The sequence below is a fragment of the Paenochrobactrum gallinarii genome, assembly GCF_014205685.1.
In the GTDB taxonomy this organism is placed as follows: domain Bacteria; phylum Pseudomonadota; class Alphaproteobacteria; order Rhizobiales; family Rhizobiaceae; genus Paenochrobactrum; species Paenochrobactrum gallinarii.
Map to the genome: position 1 here is coordinate 55983 of NZ_JACIIU010000011.1, position 22566 is coordinate 78548.

The following is a 22566-nucleotide window of genomic DNA, read 5'->3' on the forward strand; positions in this document are numbered from 1 at the left end:
CTCACAAAATTTTATGCGAAGGACAGATTTTCGTCCTCAGGTCTCTGACCAAAGTGTCATCGAAGACCGCATTTAAAAATCACTTTTACAATCTGATAATTTTGCTCAGTCTTTTGTCATTTTTTGCAAGCGGGCTTTGGTATCTCTTGGTGCGTGCCAGCCGGTTTGGGCAAGCTTCTGCGAGCTTACCATCAAGGGGCCGGTGAGTGCCTGCAAGGCTTTTTGCTGGCCTGCCAGATTGGCCGCCAGTTCAAGCAGTTTATGCGGGAAAGGCACAAGCATTGGTTTGCGCCCCATGCCCTGACGCAGGCTTGAGATAATATCGGCAATAGTAACGGCTGACTGATCGGCAACCAGATAGGTTTCGCCGTCCGTGACTGATGTTGCTAAAACATGGGCAATTGCATCACACAGCGCCTCTCTGTCGAGAAGGTTGCGCTTTTGTGTTTGATTGGCAAAGGGCAGCGGCAATGGCAGTTTAGCAAGTTTCACCAAGCGTGCGAGATTGCCGCCTGCACCTTTGCCGTAAACCAAAACGGGGCGCAGAATTGTAAAGCGCTTATCCTGTCCGTAAACTGCGTGGATAGCGTCCTCGGCCAGCAATTTGGCACGGCCATAATCGCGCTCGGGTTTGTTATCATCGCTTTCCGTTAAAATGCCTTCGCGTACCGATCCCGTTTGAACACCAATCGAAGATATAAAGACAAATTTACCGGCTATTTTGTTTTTTGCTGCCTGTGCAAGTTTTTCCGTCAATAGGCGGTTGGCCTTGTCGTAAGTCTCAGCTGGCAGTTCATGCATCACATGGGCAATGGCCGCCAGATGAATGACATGGACGCAATCTTCAACCAGTTTTTCAAAGGTTTTGATGTCGGCATCCGGTTCAGGCAACTGTGCCATATCGGCATGTCGTGAGCGCGATGTTGCTTTGACGTGATAGCCCCGGCTTTGCAAAAAAGGCACAAGCGCCCGACCTATAAAACCTGTTGCACCGGTTACAAGAACGCGCGGTGTTTTTTGTTTTACATCACTCAAAACTTAAATCCTGCCTGATTATATAAATGCCACTAAATTAGTAGGATTATCAATATGTTATAAACTCCGCACTGTGGTTCGGGTATTATATTACTGGAAGGGAGCTGAAAGCGAGTAGGAATTTATCTGCGCTTTTGAATTTTCGCACATCCATCCTTTTAAATCAGCACGCCTTATCGCGATAATAATGCTCAAGGCATCGACGGTGCGGGCTTTGTAAACCTTGCGTCTGCCATCAGATCAATCGCGGGGAATAATATGCAGCTGGCAGCTTCGGTAAAAACATTAACTCATTTGGACAAACTTGAAGCAGAGGCCATACATATTTTCCGCGAAGTGGCGGCAAGCTTTTCCAAGCCGGTGATGCTTTATTCAGTGGGCAAGGATTCGTCTGTTTTATTGCATCTGGCACGCAAGGCTTTTTATCCGGCCAAATTGCCGTTTCCGCTGTTGCATGTCGATACGACATGGAAGTTTAAAGAGATGATTGCCTTTCGTGATCAGCGGGCGCGTGAGGATGGTTTTGAACTGCTGGTGCATATCAATCAGGATGCGGTTGAGCAGAATATCGGCCCGTTTTCGCATGGTTCCAATGTGCATACCCACATGTTTAAAACAGTGGCACTGCGGCAGGCGCTGGACAAGCACGGCTTTGATGCGGCCTTTGGCGGGGCGCGGCGTGATGAAGAAAAATCGCGTGCCAAAGAGCGGATATTTTCTTTTCGTAACAGCCAGCATGGCTGGGATCCGAAGCATCAGCGCCCTGAAATGTGGAAGATTTATAATACCCGTATTTCAACAGGTGAATCGATCCGGGTGTTTCCGCTTTCCAATTGGACGGAGCTGGATATCTGGCAATATATTATGCGGGAAAATATTCCGCTGGTGCCGCTTTATTTCGCAAAACCGCGGCCGGTTGTTGAGCGTGACGGCATGCTGATTATGGCCGATGATGACCGGCTGGTGCTGCGCGAGGGGGAAGAAATTCTCACGCGCGAAGTGCGGTTTCGCACCCTTGGTTGCTATCCGCTGACGGGGGCTATTCCGTCAGAAGCTGACAGTCTCGCCGGTATTATCGAAGAAATGTTGCTCTCCAAAACCTCTGAGCGTGAAGGCCGGATGATTGACCGCGACGAAAGTGGTTCAATGGAAAAGAAAAAGCGTGAGGGATATTTCTGATGGTTTTGTTGGACGTGCCTCAGGCTGGCGCACAAAGTGTTGAAACCCGTATTGCCGATTATTTACAGGAGCAGGAAAACAAAACCCTGTTGCGGTTTTTAGCCTGTGGTTCGGTGGATGATGGCAAGTCGACCTTGATTGGCCGCTTGCTTTATGATGCGAAAGGCATTTTTGAAGACCAGCTGGCGCATTTGAAAAATGACAGCCGGAAGTTTGGCACAACCGGCGACGAGATTGATTTTGCGCTTCTCATGGACGGGCTGGAAGCAGAGCGTGAGCAGGGCATTACCATTGATGTGGCCTATCGGTTTTTCTCGACCAAAAGACGCAAATTTATTGTCGCTGATACGCCCGGACATGCTGAGTATACCCGCAATATGGCAACAGGTGCTTCAACCGCCGATCTGGCGATTGTGCTGGTTGATGCGCGCCAAGGTTTGATTACACAGACACGCCGCCATAGTTTTATCGCCAGTCTGTTGGGTGTGCGAAATATCATTTTGGCGGTGAATAAAATTGATCTGGTGGATTTTTCGCGTGATATTTTTGAGGAAATTGCGGTTTCCTATCGTGAGATGACCAAAGATTTCGGCTTTGCCAGCATCGAAACCATTCCGATTTCTGCCCGCTTTGGCGACAATGTCAGTGTGCATTCAGCCAATACACCCTGGTATCAGGGGCCGACATTACTCGAGCACTTAGAAACAGTACCTTTGGAAAAAGCGCCTGACGAGCAAGTCTTTCGTTTTCCGGTGCAATATGTCAGCCGCCCCGATCCCAATTTTCGCGGTTTTGCCGGTACGCTTAGTTCTGGCCATGTGCGGATAGGCGACACGGTCGTGGTTGCTAAAACCGGCAAGCAAACAAAATTGCGCCGTATCATCAGCCCGCAAGGCGATTTGCAGGAGGCTTTCGAGGGGCAGGCGGTCACACTTCTTCTGGAAGATGAATTGGATTTGTCGCGCGGATCCATGCTGAGCGGTGTGGGCGACAGGCCGATTGTTAGTGATCAAGTGGTGGCACAGATGATCAATTTTGACGATGCGCCGTTGCGTGCGGGTCAAAGCTATTGGTTGCGCACCGAAACCGATCAGGTGAGTGCGACCATTACAAAGCTTCAGCATCGCATTGATATTGAAACCTTTACCCCGACTGATACGCACGAACTGGCCTTGAATGAAATCGGGCTTTGCCAGTTGCAGCTTAATTTGCCATTGGTTTTTGACCTTTATCAAAATCAGCGTTCAACCGGTGCATTTGTGCTGATTGATCGCGTGAGCAATAAGACAGTGGCTGCGGGGATGATCCGCGAAAACGGTCATAAAGCCAGCAATATTCATTGGCAAAGTTTAGTGCTGGATGCCAAAGCCCGTGCCGAACAGAAGTTCCAAAAACCTGTTGTCTTGTGGTTTACCGGTCTTTCCGGTTCGGGAAAATCGACCTTAGCGGGGCTGTTGGAAAAACGGCTTCATAGTTTGGGCAAGCATACCTATCTGCTTGATGGCGATAATCTGCGCCATGGTTTGAACCGTGATTTAGGCTTTAGCGTAGCAGACCGCAGCGAAAACATCCGTCGTATCGGTGATGTATCGCACTTAATGCTGGATGCAGGGCTGATTGTTTTGGCGGCACTTATCACACCATTACAAGCAGATCGTGATCGTTTGCGGGCGCGTTTTGCCGATGAGGACTTTATTGAAGTCTTTGTCGATACACCGCTTGAAACCTGCATTGAGCGTGACCCCAAAGGACTTTATGCCAAGGCGCATGCTGGTGAAATACAGGATTTTACCGGTATTGATGCCGCTTATCAGCGCCCGCACGCGCCGGATTTGCATCTGCAAACCAATGGGCGCAATGTGGAAGAATTATTGGGCGAAATTGAACATTATCTGACGAAGCGCGGTATAATCGGCAGTTATGGTACTGATTCTTGGTCAATTTAAACAATGAATGAAATAACATCTGCTGCTTTCGATGAAGCCTTGTTGTTGCAAGAGCTGGAGCTTGCCGCTCTTGAGGCAGGGCGTGAAATTATGCGCATTTATGCTGCAGGTTGTGCTGTTTTAGAAAAGGCCGACCAGTCACCGGTAACGGAAGCTGATCAGGCTGCCGAAAGGCTGATCTTGCAAAGGCTGCGCGCTTTTGCACCGGATATTCCGATTATCGCCGAAGAAGAAATGGCAGCAGGTCTTTCTCCGCAAGAACTGGGTGCGCGGTTTTTTCTGGTGGATCCGCTCGATGGCACCAAAGAATTTATCAATCGCAATGGCGACTTTACCGTCAATATTGCGCTGATTGAAAATGGAGTACCGCGTTTAGGTGTTGTTTATGCGCCTGTGGGTGGCCGATTATATCTGGGTGGTTCATCGGGTGCGGTCAAAGTGCTCATTGATGATGAAGGCCAAGAGCTTTCGCGGGCATCAATCCATGTGCGCCAAGCGCCGGCACGTCTGATTGCGGTTGCCAGCCGCTCGCATAATACGCCGGAAACTGATGCCTGTTTGGAGAATTATTCGATTGAAACATGTGTTTCGGTCGGATCGTCTTTGAAGTTTTGTTTGCTGGCTGAGGGGCAGGCGGATTTATATCCGCGTTTCAGCCGGACGATGGAGTGGGACACGGCGGCAGGCGATGCGGTTTTGCGCGCTGCCGGTGGTTTGAGCGCTACATTAGATGGTACGCCGATGCTTTATGGCAAGCGCGGGCAGGCACAGGATTGCGATTTTGCCAATGGCTTTTTCATCGCGCGCGGTTGTGCCAGCATTGATAAAGCCCAGCCGCATGGCTGATATGAAATTTACCTGCGCACGGCCATGGTTGTCAGTGGAGCTGGGCTCGGTGCATCAGGTGATGAGCTGGACGCTTAATGCGCCGGGCTTTGTCGAAGCGGACAAGGTCGTCTGGCGTGAGGTGCGCAATAGCGATTTAACGCCGGAACTCGATGCGCATCAATGGTTGTTGAAGGAGTTACAACGCAGCCACAATACGCAGGCTGTAGCCTTTCTCACATCGCGCAATATAGATTTTCACCACTATGCGGAAAAGAGCATTGAGGGTGAAAAAGTCTCGTGCCTTGTCACGTCAGGCCTTTCTAATGCCGAGCGGGTTGGCGTGCGTCATGGGCCGCAAAGCCGTTTTGGCACTATCAACATTCTGGTTAAAACCACCAGCCATTTGTCGCAAGGAGCGATGATCGAGCTGATGTCAGTGGTGGTGCAAGCGCGGACATTAGCTGTGCTGGAAGCCGATATTAAGATTGGTGCGCACCAACAAGCTGCAACCGGCACCGGCACGGATTGTGTGGCAATTGCCAGCCCGTTGAGCGGTGATGAAGCACCGCGCATTTATGCCGGTCTTCACACGGCTATTGCTGAAGCCGCAGGGGCAGCGGTGTTAAGTGCCATGCATGAGGCGCTTACTATCTGGAAGAAAAACCATCTGGGCCAGTAAAGTGAACTGCGCCTCTATGCGCATTTCATTTTTCACTTTTCTTCACTATTGTGCCATTCTGTAAAAATGGAAAAGCAGCATGCAATTAACACCACGCCATAGTGCTATTCTGGAACGCGCCAAATTACATGGTCAGGTCATGGTGGATGATCTGGCGCTGGAATTTGATGTGACCCCGCAAACCGTGCGCAAAGATTTGAACGATCTGTGCAAAGCGCGGCTTTTGCGACGCATTCATGGCGGCGCACTTTATCCCTCCGGCATTGAAAATATGGAATATGAAGCCCGCCGCCAGCTTTGTGCGCGTGAGAAGGGGGCTATTGGCAATGCTGCTGCTTCGATTATCCCTGATGGTGCTTCGCTATTCATCAATATCGGCACCACCACTGAGGCAGTCAGTCAGGCATTGAGCGAGCACAGCCGCCTGATGGTCATCACCAATAATATCAATGTTGCAAATAGTTTACGCATTTTCCCTTCTATTGAAGTGGTGATTGCCGGTGGCGTGGTGCGTGGCTCCGATGGTGGTATTGTCGGTGAAGCTGCCGTTGATTTTATCCGCCAGTTTAAGGTGGATTTTGCGATTATTGGCGCGTCTGCCATTGATCAGGACGGGGCGTTGCTGGATTTCGATTATCGCGAAGTGAAAGTGGCGCAGGCCATTATGGCCAATGCGCGCCATGTTATTCTGGTGGCGGATTCGTCAAAAATGGAACGTACCGCACCGGTTCGTATCGGACATTTGTCGCAAATCGGCACTTTTATTACCGATTTTTGCAGCGAACCGAAACTGCGTGAGCTCTGTGCGGCGCATGATGTGAAGCTGATTGAAACCGAAAGTGAAAAAATCATCGTTTAGTTTCACTTATTTTCATATTGCTTTCACATGAAACTGATTTATATTCATTTGTAGTTTTTTGAAGGCAAATGGAGCCATGTGATGGCTGGAATTCCTGCATTCGATATTTTTGTTATCGGTGGTGGTATTAATGGCTGTTCGATTGCGCGTGATGCGATCGGGCGCGGCTATTCTGTGGCGCTGGCAGAGATGAATGATCTGGCAAGCGGCACCTCATCGCGGGCAACCAAGCTCATTCATGGTGGTTTGCGCTATCTGGAATATTATGAGTTTCGCCTTGTGCGCGAAGCACTGATGGAGCGTGAGATTTTATGGGCCAATGCGCCGCATATTATTGCGCCGATGCGTTTTATTTTACCCTTTCATAAAGGCGGCGCGCGCCCTGCATGGCTGCTGCGCTTGGGGCTTTTTCTTTATGATCATCTGGGCGGGCGCAAGAAACTGGCCGCCACCCGTACGCTTGATATGAAACGTGATGCGGCTGCAAAACCTTTGAAACCGCTTTTCACCAAGGCTTTCGAATATTCTGATTGCTGGGTGGATGATGCGCGTTTTGTCGTGCTTAATGCGCGTGATGCGGCAGATCGCGGGGCTGAAATTTATACCCGCACCAAAGTGGTGAAAGCCTCACGTGATAAAACCGGCTGGCTCATCACGTTGCAGGATGTCCACTCCGGTGCAACCCGACAAATCCGCACTCGCTTGCTGGTCAATGCGGCAGGCCCTTGGGCGGACAAAGTGCTGGAAGGCGTTGAGGGTGAAAAACACGCTCATAATGTGCGCCTCGTGCAGGGCAGCCATATCGTTATTCGCAAAAAATTTGACGATAGCCGCGCTTATTTCTTCCAGAATAATGATGGTCGCATCATCTTTGCTATTCCTTACGAGCAGGACTTTACGCTGATCGGCACCACGGATCAGGATTATCATGGTGATCCGGCCAAAGTGGCAATCACACAAAGTGAAACAGACTATCTTTGTGAAGCGGCGAGCGAATATTTTCGCGAGAAGGTCGAAGTGTCAGATATTGTCTGGGCTTATTCCGGCGTGCGCCCGCTTTATGATGATGGCGCTTCACAGGCGCAGGAAGCAACGCGTGACTATGTGCTGAAAGAAGATGTCAGCGGCGGTTTAGCGCCACTCGTCAATGTCTTTGGTGGCAAGCTGACCACATCGCGCCGGTTAGCCGAACATATGCTGGAAAAGATTGAAGCGCTCATTGGTAAAAAAGGCGCAAGCTGGACGGATAAAGCCGCACTCACCGGCGGTGAATTTGCCATTGCCGATTATGATGCCGAACTGGCGAAACTGCAAAAAGCTTATAGTTTTTTAAGTGCTTCACATGCTGCGAGATTGTTCCGTCTTTATGGTTTGAAAGCGCATGACTTGTTAGGTCAGGCCAAGACGATCAGTGATGTAGGCGAGCATTTCGGTGCTGATCTTTACGAGCGGGAAGTTCAATATCTGATGAGCCATGAATGGGCGCAGACAGCTGAAGATATTGTCTGGCGGCGCACCAAACTTGGTTTGCGGATGAGCGCCGATGAAGTGGAAAACCTGAAAAACTATCTGGTTAAATAATAAAAAAGCCCCGCTCAGACGGGGCTTTTTTGATTGCTCTATGGAGATCAGGATTGCGGCACTGCTTTACGGAAGAAGCGCTCACCCGCATAATCCTGCCCAAACATCTGGTCATATTGGATAAGCTGATAATCGCGCACCAGCTTTGGCCATTCAGCCTCGCGCTGCCAGTTTTCCTGCGTGGCTCCGTCCGTGGCGAAAAGCACATGATTATCAATCACCGCATATTGATCATGCAGAGCGCCGAGAAAATCCGTGTAGAACGGATGGCTGACACCTGCCATATTGAGAATATGCAGCGGCAGGAAAGCAGGGCTGATTGTGCCGGTTTCGCGCTGAATACCGCTCTTGCTTGACCATAAAACCAATGGTGTTTCGTGTTCACGCGCCATGTCAGCAGCAGGTGCTGTGCGGCTTGCAACGCGCGCAGTCATAAAGCCGGTATCGACATAAGCGGGGCCGAGGGGTGGCAAATGATCACCGAAAAACACCAAAATGGTTTCGCGCTCACGGCTTTTTGCCCATTTCATCAGGCGCAACAGGCTGGCATCGGCTTCACTTGCACCTTGGGCAAAAGCTTTGATCGCTTCACGCGCATGTTCGGGAGCGTGTCCGGTCACTTCCAGCTTGCTGTCGGGATAGCGGCTGGCGGCATAAGGGCCGTGACCTTGCAACGACACTGCAAAGAAGAAGAATGGCTGCTCGATGTTTTCAGCCTCTTCAATCATCTGGCTGACCATGGCATCATCAGAGGCAAGCGTGCCGCTTTTCTCCAGTTCAGGCATGGTTTCTTCTGACATGAAGGCATCAAAGCCTAAATGCTGATAGACATTACCGCGGTTCCAGAAAAACGCACGGAACGGATGCACAGCACGGGTCGCATAGCCTTGTTCTTTAAAGAAAGAGGCGAGCGATGGCACAGGGCCGCGGATATATTGCTGATAAGGAATACTGCCGGTTGGCAGGAAAGCCTTGGAAAAACCGGTCAGTGCTTCAAATTCCACATTGGCGGTCATGCCGCCAAATTCCGGCGAAAACACATGGCCGGACTGGAACTTGCGCACGGTCGGGATCGGATCGGTGTTGAAATTCACCCCCGGCAAACGGGTCGGATCCCAGAAGGATTCGCTCATCACCACAATAATATCAGGCTGCTGACGGTTGTTGAGCGCCGCACCGCTGATGCGGTTGACTTCAATATTGTTGATTGCACCGGCTGAATAGCTTTCCGGCGCAAAGACTTTCGCCATCGGAATGTTCAAAATGAAAGCAATGGCAAAGCCGTTATGCTGATAATTGGCGGTTTGATCCCACATCATCGGGGCGATTTTCAGCTTGTCGCGCGACCATGAATAGGTGGCAAAATCTGAAATATAGCCGAACCAGCACAGTGCCGGCAGTGCAATGATAAGCCGCCAGATACGGGCATTGATGTTTAAGGCTTTGAACTTCGTGCGGCCATAAAATACCGCCATGATGAAAGCGATCGCCAGCACCACAATGCAGGCAGCAATCAAAAGAGCGCTTAACGGGCGGTCACGCACCAAAAGCGGCAGCAGATCAACAATCTGGCGGGCATAGAGAAAATCGCTCGGATAAAGCGGATCACCTAAATAAAGGCTTTTCTGATAGGCTACAGCACCGCTGATCAGGCCGGCAATACCGATGAAAACGGCACTGAAAAAGGTGCGGCCTAATAATGCGTCACCGGCTGTGATGGTGAAGGCAAGCAGGAAAACTGTTGTCCATGACGGCTGCTGCCAGTTGGTGAAAAAAGCCACTGTTTGGCTAAAGGAACCGCGTGCCAACCATTCAATGCAGAAAACCAACAGTGTGGAAATGATCAGCGAGCACAGCGCAACACGCGCGATGTGTTTAACGGTTGCTGATGATTGTGACGGATAGGTCAGACCACTTTGCGCTGACGAATGATCCGTCTTCACATTGTCAAAAAACTGGCTCACAGACGATCCCTTATTGAGAAGCTTCACCTGTCACATTTCTGTCATGGAAATGTCAAGTTGGTGAGCTCTGTGCGTGATCATCCGGATTTTTGCAAACTAAAACTGCGTTACATATGTGTACAAGCGGTCACAGTTGATGAAGATTTTGAAATAAATAAAGCGGCGGATTATCTCCGCCGCTTTTTATCTTATATCGGCTGGCATAGTTCTTAAAAAACGTCCTCCAGACCTTTGGTCAGCTCTAATGCCTGACGCTCAAATAAGCGGCGGTAAATTCCGTCGCTCAAACGGATGAGCTCGTCATGATCACCTTCTTCGATGATTTCGCCGCGGTCAAAAACCAACAGACGATCAAGCGAACGCACGGTTGAAAGACGATGCGCAATCACCAAAGTGGTGCGCCCTACCATCAAGCGTTCCATTGCCTGCTGGATGAGCACTTCAGATTCTGAATCAAGGCTTGATGTGGCTTCATCCAAAATCAGCACCGGCGCATCGGCCAAAAAGGCACGGGCAATGGCAACACGCTGGCGTTCGCCGCCCGAAAGCTTGATGCCGCGCTCACCAACAAGCGTGGCATAGCCTTTTGGCAGGCGCATGATGAAATCATGGGCGCTTGCCAGTTTTGCTGCCTGTTTGATTTCGGCCAGACTTGCACCCGGGCGCGCATAGGCAATGTTTTCTGCCAATGTGCGGTGAAACAGGATTGGCTCCTGTTGCACGATGGCAATCTGCGAGCGCAGCGATGATTGCGTGACATCGGCAATGTTTTGCCCGTCAATCAGAATGGCACCGCCACTGACATCGTAAAGCCGCTGAATGAGCTTCACAAATGTGGTTTTACCGGAACCGGAATGACCCACCAGACCAACACGTTCACCGGCTTTGATATTGACACTGAAGTCTTTGTAAAGCGGGTTTTCATGATCTCCATAATGGAAGGTGACATGGTCAAAATCGATCTGGCCTTTGGTGATAGTGATGGCTTTGGCACTTGGCTTGTCGGCAATGCCGAAGGGACGCGCTTCAATATCAACCAGTTCTTCCATGTCGTTGACCGAGCGTTGCAGGTTGCGGATATGCATCCCCACATCGCGCAGGTAACCTTGCAGAATAAAGAAGGCGGTCAATACGAAGGTGATGTCACCGGCGGTCGCCTGTCCCTGGCTCCATAGGTAAAGCGCAAAGAAAATGACCAGACCGCGCATGATGAGCAGGTTCAGACCTTGGATGAAGCCGTTCAGCGTACCGCGCAGCCATGTGCGACGGGTACGGCCACGCCATTTGGCAACCACCCTGGTCAAAAGTGCGTCTTCACGTGCTTCTGCACCAAAGGCTTTGACCACTGAGTTACAGGAAATAGCATCGGCCAAAGCGCCGCCCATGCGGGTGTCCCATGCATTGGCAAGGGTTGCAGCGGGAGCCACAACACCCAGTGAGATAATCACCGTGCAAATGATGAACAGGATCGAACCAATGGCAACAATAAGCCCCATCATCGGCCAGTACCATGCCAGCAATGCAGTGGAGCCCACCAGCATGACAAGGGACGGAAACAATGCCACCAGCAAAGTGTCATTGAGCAAATCCACCGCCCACATCGCACGCGTTACTTTACGCACGGTGGAACCGGCAAAGGAGTTGGCATGCCAGTCAGTGGAAAAACGCTGCAAACGGTAGAAAGCGCTCTGCGCCATGTCACTCATGATTTTCAAGGTGAAATCAGTAATGACATAGAAGGTGAGCTGACGCATAACCAAGGCCATGCCGCCTAAGGCCAAAAGGATGACAAGAGCAGAAATAGCGGCGCTCCACGCATCATTTTTGCTCAAAACATCATTGGCGAGTGCGTCAACGAGCTTGCCCGAATAAAGCGGTGTTAAAACGTCTGCGATCGTTGCCAGCATCATACCGGCAAGCATCAATGCAATTCTGACCGGCTGGTTTTTCCATTGCCGGAAGGTGTATTTGAGGACATTGCGGAAGGCCGGCCCTCGAAAATCAAGACGTAATCGTGACATGAGATTTTTCACGCATGCCTTATCCTCATGCGCGAACCTTATGAATGAGATGCAGCGACAGCCTGATAATAAACTGCGCGGCATGAAGTGTGAAAATCGGTTTTTAAGCGAAACAAACGAACGTGAAGGGCAATAGCGGCAAACGGGTCGGGCCGTATTTCGGACGTCTGTTTTATAAGTTTGAGCGTATTTTAGGAGAATGAGCCGGAATGGTGCTCTGCAACTCGAGTCTTCCGGCGCGGTGTATAGGCTTTAATGGGTCAATAATTAAAAGCGTAAACCGGTGTACGCGCGCTGCGAGAGCCAAGAGGCCCGCGAGGTAGTGCGGAAAAACGTGCAATAAACATTTTTTATACCTCCTGTGCGCGTGAATAATTTTTGAAGCGTAATAGAGTTCGTTTAACCCGCCAAGAGGTTAGTTTTGGCGAGATGATTGCAACAGCCTGTCTGTGTTAAATATATCACATTTATTCTTCAGGGTTTCTGCGGCCAGACTGCCAGTTTTCTGGCAAAATGGGCAATCACTTTGTGCAGGATCAAAGTGAAGATCACCAGAATAAACAGGGCTGCGAACATCAGATCTGTTTTGGCACGGCCATTGGCAAGCAGCATTAAATAGCCGAGCCCTTTAGATGCACCCACCCATTCGCCAATAATAGCACCAATGGGCGCATAAACAGCGGCAAGGCTTAATCCAGAGGCAAGAGACGGGAACGCTGCCGGAATGCGCACCCGAAACAAGGTTGAGAACTGGTTTGAACCTAAAATAGCCGCTGCATCCAGCAGACTTTGATCGGTACGACGTAAACCATCCAGAAAAGTGGAAACGACGGGGAAGAAAATCATCAGCACAGTGATGGCAATTTTGGAGCCGACACCATAGCCAAGCCATAAGGTGAGAATGGGAGCCAGCGCGAAGATTGGAATGGTCTGGCTAAAAATTAACATCGGCAAGACAATGCGCTGTGCCAGCGGAGACAGCATCAGCGCAATCGCTACAATAATGCCGATAAAACTGCCTAAAACCAGGCCGGATAAAATCTCGCCAAATGTGATGAGAGCATTCGGGATCAGCAGTTCAATATTGTCATAAAAGGCAATGATAACATCAACCGGCCCGGGCAAAATAAAACGCGGTATTGCAAAAAGCCAGATCAATCCCTGCCACAGCAGCAGGGCTGTGAGGGCAGAAATGACACCATCAGGCAGAAATTTGCGTGACGTTTTCAATGCTACGGGCCGGTTGTTCATCTGCTATTATCCTTGGTTTATTTACCTTTCAGGCCCATCTGCCAGAAACCGGCTTCCAGCTTGGTGGCAGTTGCAAAAGTGCGGCAAAGCTGCGGCCAACGCGGGCTTGCTTCAAAATTGTCGCCTAGACGGTTGGCAACTGCATGTTCGAGCAATTCACCGCCAAGCTGGCAAAGTGCCTGAAACTCTTCGCCGGCATAAGTGTCGATCCACTCCTGATAGGGTGTGTTGTCTGCCTGTGTTGCAGCCAGCCGCAAGCCGATTTCGCCGTAGCCTAAGACGCATGGCAGCAGTGCTACCAACAGATCAAGAAAATCGCCTGATTGTCCGGCATCCAGCACAAAGCGGGTATAGGCAAGGTTTGCCGCTTCTTCTTCAGCGTTGAACAGCTCTTCTTCGCTGATACCTTCACGGGCGCAAATCTTGATATGCAGAGGCATTTCCACATGGATAAGGCCGTTGACGGTTGCAGCTGAGTGTTTCATCTCCTGCAGACTGGTGGATTTTACTACACCCAGCGCCCATGCGCGGGAAAAATGGCGCAGGAATACATAATCCTGCACCAGATAATGCAGAAAAGATGCCTTTGGCAAAGTGCCGTCAGCCATGCCGCGCACAAAATCGTGGTCGATATAGTCATTCCACTCTTGGCTTGCTGCCTCACGTAACGCGCTAAAGGTTTTGGATGAATAATCCGGCTTGGGTAACATTATTTGTTCCTTTCCACATTTACATCGACAGCAAATTTCTCGACGCCAAAGATTTCCGGCACGAGTTTATGTTCAAAAAGAAAAGCTTCCTGACGTTTGTAACGGCCAAAATCAAAGGCAGCAGGGGTACGGGCAAAGCGCGGGTAAGTGTCTTTCCAGGCGCGCTTATTTAATTCGTCTTTCAGCTCAGGGCTGTAAGAAACATAAATCTCATAAGCTTGTTCGGGATTATTGATGATATAATTGGCAGCTTTTTCTGTTGCAGCCAAAAAGCGGCTGATTTTATCAGCATCATAATCACTTGCATTGGCGACATAGATCAGCTCGTCATAGGCAGGTACGCCCTGTTCTTCAACGAAGAAACATTTGCCTTTCACGCCTTCAATATCCATCTGGTTCAGTTCGACATTGCGATAAGCGCCAATCACTGCATCCACTTGCTTTGACATCAAAGCAGGCGAGAGTGAGAAATTGACATTGATCAATTCAACATCATCTTTTGTCATGCCGTGACGGCTCAAAATGGTGCTCATCACCGCTTCTTCAACGCCTGCGACAGAGAAGCCGATTTTCTTGCCCTTCAGATCGGTGATCTCATTGACCGAGCCGTCATCGCGCACTGCTAAGCAGTTGAGCGGTGTGTCAACAAGCGTGCCGACACGAATGAGCGGCAGGCCTTCATGCACATCCAAATGCAGTTGCTGCTGATAAGAGACAGCGAGATCGGCCTGTTTTGCTGCCACTTGTCTTGAAGGTGTGGCGGCATCGGCTGGCGCAATGATTTCTATATCAAGGCCGTTATCTTTGAAAAAACCAAGCTTTTCAGCGACAATAATCGGGCCGTGATCGGGATTCACATACCAGTCGAGGATGAGGGATAATTTATCATCTGCCAAGGCTGTTGAAACCATCATAGGGGCGTGCAAAACCGTGGCGCTCAAAAGCGCAGCAAAGCCAAATTTGCGGAACATTCTATCTCTCCGTTATTGAACTGGGGTTGATGGAGGGGAGCTATCTCCGGCGGCAACAAGAACAATCTGGCCGGAAAAGACTTGTCGTAAGGCACTGGCTGCACGCCATGCCCGAAGGCCGGAACGGCAGCACAAAGCAACACGTTTATCAGTGGCAAGATCAACGCGGTTTTCTAAGAAATCCTGCGTTGAATAGCGCAAAGCGTCATCACGCAGGCTTTGCGGTGTTTCGGTTGTATCGCGCAGTTCAACCAGCACATCATCGGGCAAAAGCTGTTCCGGTGCGATAAATGCAAAAGGCACAGCTTTGGGTTCCGGTGCTTTGTCAAAGCGAAAACTGCGGAAACCATATTGGCTTAAATTGACTGTTACCATCTGCCCCAATGGCGAGGGCGACATATCTGTGAGCGCTGCAATGGCCATTTGTGCCTGAATGGTGCCGAGTGTTCCGACCAGTGGCCCCAGCACACCGGCGCTGGCACAGGTGGCAAGGTTTTTCGGCAGGTCAGGAAAGAGTGCCCGCACCGATGGCGCCCCATTTTCAGCCGTGCCGCAATAGCCGCCGACATAGCCGCTTAACCCTAAGGCGGAAGCCGAAATCAGCGGTTTTCCCAGCCGTTTACAGGCATCGGACAGGATATAGGTCACCGCATAACTATCGGCGCAATCAAGCGCGATATCGGCGTCTTGCAACAGCGCATCCACATTGGCAGGGCTGAGGCGCGTGATTTTCGCCGTCACCGTCACCTCGGGGTTAAGATCATGCAGACGATCGCGGGCGGCTTCGGCTTTTTTGCGGCCTAAATCCTTTTCGCCATAAAGCGGCTGGCGATGCAGATTGCTGCGTTCGATAATATCATCATCAACAAGCGTGATATGGCCAACACCGGCGCCGACCAGATAATTGAGCGCGGGACAGCCAAGGCCGCCCGCACCAATGATGAGAATATGTGCATTTTCCAAGCGTTTTTGGCGCTCGATGCCCATCTCTTCCACAATGATCTGTCTGGCGTAACGGCTCATTTTACATAAGCTTCCGTCAGTTTCAGCCATTCCTGCACGCGCTGCTCAGGGCTGGCATTGAGCGTGATGTCCGTCACTGCGGCAACAATATCTGCGCCATGTTCAAAAACACCGGTAGCGCGATCAAGGCTGATGCCGCCAATGCCGACAAGCGGCATGTCTGCCACCTTATCTTTCCAGATACGGACACGCTCTAAGCCTTGCGGCTCCCAGATCATCTTTTTCAAAATGGTCGGATAGACGGGGCCAAGCGCAACGTAATCAGGTTTAAGCGCTAATGCGCGTTCCAGCTCTTCTTCATTATGGGTACTGACGCCAAGTTTGAGATTGGCTGCACGGATGGCGTCAATATCAGCCTCGTCCAGATCTTCCTGACCGAGATGGATGTAATCGCAACCTTCATCAATAGCGAGCTGCCAATAATCATTGACGATAAGCTGGCATTGATGCGCATCACAAATGGTTTTGGCGGCGCGGATTTCTTCGCGCAATTCAGGTAAAGTTTTATCTTTGACGCGCAATTGCACCAGTTTGATGCCGAGCGGCACCAGACGTTCCAACCATTGAGCGCTGTCGAAAATCGGATAAAAAGGATGAAGTGCCATTTTAGAAAAATGCCTTTCCCATCAAAGGTGTGGAAGGAGCTGCCATATCGCGCGGTTCAATCGGATCCGCTTCTACCGCCAGATGTCCCGCTTCAATGGCAAGCGCAAAGCTTTTGGCCATGCGAACCGGATCACCGGCCTTGGCCACGGCTGTGTTGAGAAGCACCGCATCATAACCCAGTTCCATTGCCTGCGCGGCGTGGGATGGCACACCGATACCGGCATCAACAATCAGCGGAATGTCGGGGAAGTGTGCGCGCAAGGTTTTTAAAGCATAAGGGTTGTTGAGACCGCGTCCAGAACCAATCGGCGCGCCCCATGGCATCAGTACTTTGCATCCGGCTTGCACCAGCTTTTCGGCAACGACCAGATCGTCGTTCATGTAAGGGAAAACTTCAAACCCTTCATTCACCAGAATGCGTGCGGCTTCCACCAGCCCGAACGGGTCTGGCTGCAAGGTGTCTTGTTCGCCGATTACTTCCAGCTTGATCCAGGATGTGCCAAAAATCTCGCGTGCCATTTGAGCGGTGGTAACGGCTTCGCGGGCTGTATGGCATCCGGCGGTATTGGGCAAAACATGCACACCCAATTCTTTGATCAATGACCAGAAGCTTTGTCCTGCACGCTCAAAGCCGCTTTCACGGCGCAGCGATACGGTGACAATTTCTGTGCCGGATGCCTTGACCGCTTCGCCTAAAATGGCAGGAGAAGGGTAAAGAGCAGTGCCCAACAGCAAACGGCTGGTGACTGTTTTGTCATAGAGTTTGAGCATGTCATCCTCCTTGCATTGGTGCCAGAACTTCAATCTGATCACCGGCGGAAAGTGTTGTTTCTTCACGCATATCCGCACTGACAAATTCGCCGTTGAGGGCTGTTGCCACCACCGCATCGCTCAAATCAATCTCAGCGAGTAATTCGTTTAAGTTACTGGCGCTGGTCTGGTGGATTTGGCCGTTCAGAGAAATATTCATGAGGAGCACTCCATGAGCTCAGGCATGTTTTGCGGATTTGCAACGGCTTCACGCACCATTTTTGCCAGAGCGGGAGACATTAAAAATCCGTGCCGGTATAAGCCGTTGACATAAAGCTTGGTGCCTTGGCGGCGTATTTTGGGTAAGTTATCGTTAAAGGCCGGGCGGGCATCGACGCCGGTTTCCAGCACTTCACTCTCAGAAAATGCGGGATGCAGTGCATAGGCCGCGCCCAAAAGTTCCAAGGTGGAGCGTACGCTGATATGCGGGCTGGCTTCTGTTTCCAGCATCGTCGCGCCCACCATATGCACACCATCCCCGCGCGGCACGATATAAAGCGGAATGCGCGGATGCAGCAGGCGCACAGGGCGGGTGAGGTTAATGTCACGCGAGCGGATCATTAGCATTTCGCCTTTGACACCGCGCAGATCGCTTAAATCGTCCTGCGCCCGAAGCCCGCGACAATCAATGGTCAGATCACTGTCGATTGTGGCCTTATCGGCATCGGTGCCAAGCTGAAAGCGCACACCCTTTTGGCGCAAGTTTTCAGCCAGTTCCGGCAAGGCGCGGCGCGGGTTAAGATGGCCTTCATGTTCAAAAAACAAGCCTTCGCTGAAGCGATTGCCAAGATCTGGCTCAAGTTCTTCAATACGGGTCGCATCGATCATTTCGTGCTGGCTGGTGCGGCGCGAAAAACGGCGTAACTCGCTGGCATCGCGGGTGTGAGAAAGCACCAATGTGCCGCGTCGCTCAACGCCGCTGATATGATTTTCCCACCAGTCGAGCGCTTGCTGGCCAAGGCGCACCACTTGTTCCGGCGCGCTTTCGCCCTCACACCATGGCGCCAGCATACCACCGGCAAACCATGAGCAGGCATCTGCGCCAATGCGCTCACTTAGCGCAATCACTTCCACATCATTGCCTTGGGCGTTGAGTTCAGCAGCAACCGTCAGGCCTGCCACTCCGGCACCGATTATGGTGATTTTCATGGCGCTACCTGTGAAGGCTTGGCCCACAAATCATAAAAGTGATGGACGGGGCCGTGACCACTGCCGATGTTTAGCTGATCGGCGGCCAAAATCGCCTGATGCAGATAGTCATGCGCTTCTTCAAAAGCTTGTTCAAGATTTAATCCATATCCAAGCTTGGCGGCTAATGCTGCCGACAAGGTACAGCCTGTGCCATGGGTGTTTTTAGTGTGAATGCGTGGCGCAGAAATGGCAAATGTCGGTTGGTCTGCGGTGATGAGCAGATCAGTGCAAATTTCACCTTCCGCATGGCCGCCTTTCATCAAAACGGCTTTGGCACCTATGCCAAGCAGTGCGCGACCTTGTGCTTCGGCTTCTTCATCGCTTTGCGCTTCATCCATATCCAGCAGACAGGCGGCTTCAGGGCGGTTCGGGGTTATCAGCGTTGCCAGCGGGATCAGCTTTTTTCGCAATACATCAATGGCGGTTTCGCTGAGCAGGCGATTGCCGGATTTGGCTACCATCACCGGATCAAGCACGACCGGCCCTTGGAAGTGGTGCAACCCTTCCATAACGGTTTCAATGGTTTCTGCTTTCGAGAGCATACCGATTTTAACCGCATCGACCTTGAGATCGCTAAACACCGCATCCATCTGACCGCGGATGATCGCTGGCGTCATATCCATCACATCGCTGACACCGCAGGTATTTTGCGCGGTGATAGCGGTTATGACACTGGCGCCATAGGTTTTAAGCGCAGAAAATGCTTTCAAATCTGCCTGAATACCGGCACCACCGCTGCTGTCAGAGCCAGCAATGGTTACGCAGATCGGAACTGAACTGATAGTGGAAGATGTATCTAACCGTCTCGTCATGTCGTTTCTCTTCTCTGAACAGAAAGTGAAACATCATGACTGGCTGAAGCTTGTGCTTTGCTTCCTAAAGAAAACTCGCCTGTTGTTCAGACCAATTCCCATTACGCCCGTACGTGACGCGCCAAATTCCGTTCCCTACGCAGGTATTACCCGGATCAGGTTCAATGGGTTAGCGCTTGCGCGCCTCTCAGTCTTTCGACACCCCAACGAATATTTGCTGCTCTCATGAGTAGAATTTAAAATCAGATTGGTCAAGCCCGCGTCAAAAGCAACATAAAGCGACACAAATTATTTGGGTGATTTTTCTTCAAAAAACCTCTTGACCTTCCAATGATGGGAAGGCTTAGTTTAAGCGTCATGATGAACTGTTTATGCGGTTGCTTTTGAGAATCACTATCGCTCTTGAAAGCTTTTGATTGCATAGGCACAATGATGTGGCAGGGGATGTCCTATGAGCCAGAAAAATGACGGACAGTTAGCAAGCAATGCCTTGTTAACAAAGTATAATTTCAATGTGGATGGCATGACCTGTGCTTCTTGTGTGGGGCGTGTGGAGCGCGCGCTGACAGGCACTGACGGCGTGGCAAAAGCAACCGTCAATCTGATGACGGAACGCGCCCATGTTGAGGTGAGCGACAGCAAAATTTCTGCCGATGATTTGGTCAAAATCATTGGCGGAGCAGGTTATAAAGCTGAGCTGATTGATGAGCAAAAGCCGGTAGAAGCCCCTAAAAGTTCTGGTTGCGGCTGTGGCTCTAAAAAGGCTGATAGCGCGCAAACATGCCAGTCGGAAGCCAAACCTGCTGCGGCTGTGGCAGCTTCCGCAACATCGCAAAAGTTTGATTTGAACATTGAAGGTATGACGTGTGCTTCTTGTGTCGGCAGTGTTGAACGTGCCTTGCAAGCTGTTGACGGCGTTGCATCAGCCAGTGTTAATCTTGCCACTGAACGGGCGCAGATTGTGGCTGATGGTGCGCGGGTAAACACGGATAAGCTGATTGAAGCGGTGGTAAAAGCTGGCTATCAGGCGCGTGAAATTGATGTTGCCGCCAAGCAATCTGCCGGCGAAATGCGTGCCCAAAAACGCGAAAAAGAAGCGCAGATCTTACAGCGTCAAACCTTGCTCGCGGTGCTGCTGACCTTGCCGGTTTTTGTACTCGAAATGGGCTCGCATCTGATCCCGGGCGTGCATATGTTGATTGACCGCACAATCGGTATGCAGAACAGCTGGTATCTTCAGTTTGTGCTGACAACGCTGGTGCTGTTCGGGCCGGGTTTGCGGTTTTTCAAGCTTGGTATTCCGGCACTTTTGAAAGCCGCACCGGATATGAATTCGCTGGTGGCGGTAGGTACATTGGCCGCTTGGGGCTTTTCAACGATCTCAACTTTCATGCCTTCCGTTTTGCCTGAAGGCACGGTGAATGTCTATTTTGAAGCCGCAGCCGTCATTGTGGCGCTCATACTGCTTGGTCGTTATCTGGAAGCGCGTGCCAAGGGCAGAACCAGTGCTGCCATCAGCCGTCTGGTTGATTTACAGGCGAAAACTGCTCGTGTTGTGCGTAATAACAAGGTGGTTGATGTGCCGCTGGAAGATGTGCGCGTGGGCGACCATGTGCAGGTCAGACCGGGTGAAAAAGTACCCGTTGACGGTAGTGTCATTGAGGGTTCGTCTTATATTGACGAATCCATGATTACCGGTGAACCGGTGCCGGTTATTAAAGAGATTGGCGCGGAAGTGGTTGGCGGCACTATCAATAAATCCGGCTCTTTTACCTATCAGGCGACCAAAGTGGGCAGTGACATGGTGATCGCGCAGATCATCCGTATGGTGGAAGATGCGCAGGCCGATAAGCTGCCAATTCAGGCGATGGTTGATAAAGTCACCCGTTGGTTTGTGCCTGCAGTCATGGCTGCTGCTGTTATCACTTTTGTGATCTGGCTGATCTTTGGCCAGTCGCCAAGTCTGGGTTTTGCATTGGTGAATGCCATAGCCGTGCTGATTATTGCCTGCCCATGTGCGATGGGGCTTGCCACGCCAACATCAATTATGGTCGGCACCGGACGTGCAGCGGAAATGGGTGTGCTGTTCCGTCGGGGTGATGCATTGCAACGTTTACGCGAAGCATCAGTGATTGCCTTTGATAAAACCGGAACACTGACCTTGGGCAAACCTGTTTTGGCACATTTTGAAGCCGTTGCCGGACAGGATGAGGCGAAAATCCTGACCCTTGCTGCCAGTGTCGAGGCTCGCTCTGAGCATCCGATTGCCGCAGCTGTTGTGCAAGCAGCAGAGGATAAAGGTCTGGTCTTAAAGGATGTGCAGAATTTTAACGCCATTGCCGGTATGGGACTGGTTGCCGATGTCGATGGTCAGCAGGTGGCCGTTGGAGCCGGTCGTCATATGGCTGCACTTAATATTGACATCACACCTTTGGAAAAAGTGGCTGATCAGCTGGCTTCTCAGGGACGCTCGTCGATTTATGTAGCGGTTAATGGCCAACTGGCTGCAATCCTGTCGATTGCCGATCCGCTCAAACCATCTACGAAACAAGCGATTGATGCGCTGCATCAGATGGGCCTGAAGGTGGCGATGATCACCGGTGACAGCCGCCACACAGCAGAAGCGATTGCGCGTTCCTTGTCGATTGACCATGTGGAAGCCGAAGTGCTGCCGGGCGGCAAAGTGGATGCTTTAAAGCGTCTGTCTTCCAATGGCGAAGTGCTGGTCTTTGTCGGCGATGGCATCAATGATGCACCGGCGCTGGCAGCCGCTGATGTGGGGATTGCCTTGGGCACCGGCACGGATGTGGCGATGGAAAGCGCTGATATTGTGCTGATGTCGGGTGATTTGCGCGGTGTTATTAATGCGCTGGCCGTATCACGCGCCACTATCCGCAATATTCGCGAAAACCTGTTCTGGGCATTTGCCTATAATATCGCGCTTATTCCGGTTGCTGCCGGTGTGCTTTATCCGCTGTGGGGCACATTATTGTCGCCTATGCTGGCGGCGGGTGCAATGGCACTTTCCAGCATCTTCGTACTTTCCAATGCGCTGCGCCTGCGTAAGGTTAAACCTGCATTGCAGGTTTAACCGACAAGA

19 protein-coding genes and 1 riboswitch are annotated in these 22566 nt (G+C 51.1%); of the genes, 7 read left to right on the plus strand and 12 right to left on the minus strand.

Annotated features, from left to right (window positions below):
* Window positions 1-105: 105 nt before the first annotated feature.
* Window positions 106-1035: an NAD-dependent epimerase/dehydratase family protein gene (locus FHS77_RS11155; protein ID WP_184223339.1), complete on the minus strand. Its 930-nt coding sequence runs from the start codon at window positions 1033-1035 to the stop codon at window positions 106-108.
* Between the two features lie 258 nt (window positions 1036-1293).
* On the opposite strand from FHS77_RS11155, the gene cysD reads away from it, so the two are divergent.
* The 6 genes from cysD to glpD all read left to right on the plus strand — a co-directional run bounded on the left by cysD (window position 1294) and on the right by glpD (window position 8107).
* Window positions 1294-2214 (plus strand): sulfate adenylyltransferase subunit CysD, encoded by a 921-nt coding sequence (gene cysD / locus FHS77_RS11160; protein WP_184223341.1) that lies wholly within the window; start codon window positions 1294-1296, stop codon window positions 2212-2214.
* Complete coding sequence (gene cysN / locus FHS77_RS11165; protein WP_184223343.1) at window positions 2214-4160, plus strand: sulfate adenylyltransferase subunit CysN; 1947 nt, start codon at window positions 2214-2216, stop codon at window positions 4158-4160. The genes cysD and cysN overlap by 1 nt, the downstream gene beginning before the upstream one ends.
* A 3-nt stretch (window positions 4161-4163) precedes the next feature.
* Window positions 4164-5006: a 3'(2'),5'-bisphosphate nucleotidase CysQ gene (gene cysQ / locus FHS77_RS11170; RefSeq protein ID WP_184223345.1), complete on the plus strand. Its 843-nt coding sequence runs from the start codon at window positions 4164-4166 to the stop codon at window positions 5004-5006.
* Window positions 4999-5667 (plus strand): adenosylcobinamide amidohydrolase, encoded by a 669-nt coding sequence (locus tag FHS77_RS11175; RefSeq protein WP_246431300.1) that lies wholly within the window; start codon window positions 4999-5001, stop codon window positions 5665-5667. The genes cysQ and FHS77_RS11175 overlap by 8 nt, the downstream gene beginning before the upstream one ends.
* Window positions 5668-5746: 79 nt before the next feature.
* A complete protein-coding gene (locus tag FHS77_RS11180; protein ID WP_184223347.1) occupies window positions 5747-6526 on the plus strand; it encodes a DeoR/GlpR family DNA-binding transcription regulator in 780 nt (259 codons plus the stop codon).
* 81 nt (window positions 6527-6607) lie between these two features.
* Window positions 6608-8107, plus strand: coding sequence for a glycerol-3-phosphate dehydrogenase (gene glpD / locus FHS77_RS11185; RefSeq protein WP_184223349.1), 1500 nt, complete (start codon window positions 6608-6610; stop codon window positions 8105-8107).
* 47 nt (window positions 8108-8154) lie between these two features.
* Here glpD and FHS77_RS11190 read toward each other — a convergent pair whose 3' ends face one another.
* From FHS77_RS11190 to thiD, 11 genes are all read right to left on the minus strand, one after another.
* Window positions 8155-10071 carry an LTA synthase family protein gene (locus FHS77_RS11190; protein WP_343061003.1) on the minus strand — a complete coding sequence of 639 codons (1917 nt, stop codon included), beginning with the start codon at window positions 10069-10071 and terminating at the stop codon, window positions 8155-8157.
* Window positions 10072-10280: 209 nt separating this feature from the next.
* On the minus strand, window positions 10281-12092 hold the full coding sequence (locus tag FHS77_RS11195) for an ABC transporter ATP-binding protein (RefSeq protein ID WP_184223351.1): 1812 nt from the start codon (window positions 12090-12092) through the stop codon (window positions 10281-10283).
* A 474-nt stretch (window positions 12093-12566) separates the two neighbouring features.
* Window positions 12567-13343, minus strand: coding sequence for an ABC transporter permease (locus tag FHS77_RS11200; RefSeq protein WP_184223353.1), 777 nt, complete (start codon window positions 13341-13343; stop codon window positions 12567-12569).
* Window positions 13344-13360: 17 nt separating this feature from the next.
* Window positions 13361-14056: a thiaminase II gene (tenA, locus tag FHS77_RS11205; RefSeq protein ID WP_184223411.1), complete on the minus strand. Its 696-nt coding sequence runs from the start codon at window positions 14054-14056 to the stop codon at window positions 13361-13363.
* Window positions 14053-15024, minus strand: a complete 972-nt coding sequence (locus tag FHS77_RS11210; RefSeq protein WP_374786251.1) for an ABC transporter substrate-binding protein — start codon at window positions 15022-15024, stop codon at window positions 14053-14055. Before FHS77_RS11210 ends, tenA begins: the two co-directional genes overlap by 4 nt.
* 12 nt (window positions 15025-15036) lie before the next feature.
* On the minus strand, window positions 15037-16047 hold the full coding sequence (locus FHS77_RS11215; RefSeq protein ID WP_184223355.1) for a HesA/MoeB/ThiF family protein: 1011 nt from the start codon (window positions 16045-16047) through the stop codon (window positions 15037-15039).
* Window positions 16044-16652, minus strand: a complete 609-nt coding sequence (locus FHS77_RS11220; RefSeq protein ID WP_184223357.1) for a thiamine phosphate synthase — start codon at window positions 16650-16652, stop codon at window positions 16044-16046. Before FHS77_RS11220 ends, FHS77_RS11215 begins: the two co-directional genes overlap by 4 nt.
* Before the next feature lies 1 nt (window position 16653).
* Window positions 16654-17424: a thiazole synthase gene (locus FHS77_RS11225; RefSeq protein ID WP_184223359.1), complete on the minus strand. Its 771-nt coding sequence runs from the start codon at window positions 17422-17424 to the stop codon at window positions 16654-16656.
* 1 nt (window position 17425) lies between these two features.
* Window positions 17426-17623, minus strand: a complete 198-nt coding sequence (thiS, locus tag FHS77_RS11230) for a sulfur carrier protein ThiS (protein ID WP_184223361.1) — start codon at window positions 17621-17623, stop codon at window positions 17426-17428.
* On the minus strand, window positions 17620-18612 hold the full coding sequence (locus tag FHS77_RS11235) for an FAD-dependent oxidoreductase (RefSeq protein ID WP_184223363.1): 993 nt from the start codon (window positions 18610-18612) through the stop codon (window positions 17620-17622). Before FHS77_RS11235 ends, thiS begins: the two co-directional genes overlap by 4 nt.
* Window positions 18609-19466, minus strand: a complete 858-nt coding sequence (gene thiD / locus FHS77_RS11240; RefSeq protein ID WP_184223365.1) for a bifunctional hydroxymethylpyrimidine kinase/phosphomethylpyrimidine kinase — start codon at window positions 19464-19466, stop codon at window positions 18609-18611. The genes FHS77_RS11235 and thiD overlap by 4 nt, the downstream gene beginning before the upstream one ends.
* Window positions 19467-19581: 115 nt before the next feature.
* Window positions 19582-19682: riboswitch (TPP riboswitch) on the minus strand.
* A 235-nt stretch (window positions 19683-19917) separates the two neighbouring features.
* Here thiD and FHS77_RS11250 point away from each other — a divergent pair.
* Window positions 19918-22557, plus strand: coding sequence for a heavy metal translocating P-type ATPase (locus tag FHS77_RS11250; protein ID WP_210307112.1), 2640 nt, complete (start codon window positions 19918-19920; stop codon window positions 22555-22557).
* Window positions 22558-22566 lie beyond the last annotated feature (9 nt).

Coding starts and splice junctions, on each gene's coding strand:
- cysD (WP_184223341.1), top strand. CDS start 1,294: ATGCAGCTGGCAGCTTCGGTAAAAACATTAACTCATTTGGACAAACTT.
- cysN (WP_184223343.1), top strand. CDS start 2,214: ATGGTTTTGTTGGACGTGCCTCAGGCTGGCGCACAAAGTGTTGAAACC.
- cysQ (WP_184223345.1), top strand. CDS start 4,164: ATGAATGAAATAACATCTGCTGCTTTCGATGAAGCCTTGTTGTTGCAA.
- FHS77_RS11175 (WP_246431300.1), top strand. CDS start 4,999: ATGGCTGATATGAAATTTACCTGCGCACGGCCATGGTTGTCAGTGGAG.
- FHS77_RS11180 (WP_184223347.1), top strand. CDS start 5,747: ATGCAATTAACACCACGCCATAGTGCTATTCTGGAACGCGCCAAATTA.
- glpD (WP_184223349.1), top strand. CDS start 6,608: ATGGCTGGAATTCCTGCATTCGATATTTTTGTTATCGGTGGTGGTATT.
- FHS77_RS11195 (WP_184223351.1), bottom strand. CDS start 12,092: ATGTCACGATTACGTCTTGATTTTCGAGGGCCGGCCTTCCGCAATGTC.
- FHS77_RS11200 (WP_184223353.1), bottom strand. CDS start 13,343: ATGAACAACCGGCCCGTAGCATTGAAAACGTCACGCAAATTTCTGCCT.
- FHS77_RS11210 (WP_374786251.1), bottom strand. CDS start 15,024: ATGTTCCGCAAATTTGGCTTTGCTGCGCTTTTGAGCGCCACGGTTTTG.
- FHS77_RS11215 (WP_184223355.1), bottom strand. CDS start 16,047: ATGAGCCGTTACGCCAGACAGATCATTGTGGAAGAGATGGGCATCGAG.
- FHS77_RS11220 (WP_184223357.1), bottom strand. CDS start 16,652: ATGGCACTTCATCCTTTTTATCCGATTTTCGACAGCGCTCAATGGTTG.
- FHS77_RS11225 (WP_184223359.1), bottom strand. CDS start 17,424: ATGCTCAAACTCTATGACAAAACAGTCACCAGCCGTTTGCTGTTGGGC.
- thiS (WP_184223361.1), bottom strand. CDS start 17,623: ATGAATATTTCTCTGAACGGCCAAATCCACCAGACCAGCGCCAGTAAC.
- FHS77_RS11235 (WP_184223363.1), bottom strand. CDS start 18,612: ATGAAAATCACCATAATCGGTGCCGGAGTGGCAGGCCTGACGGTTGCT.
- thiD (WP_184223365.1), bottom strand. CDS start 19,466: ATGACGAGACGGTTAGATACATCTTCCACTATCAGTTCAGTTCCGATC.
- FHS77_RS11250 (WP_210307112.1), top strand. CDS start 19,918: ATGAGCCAGAAAAATGACGGACAGTTAGCAAGCAATGCCTTGTTAACA.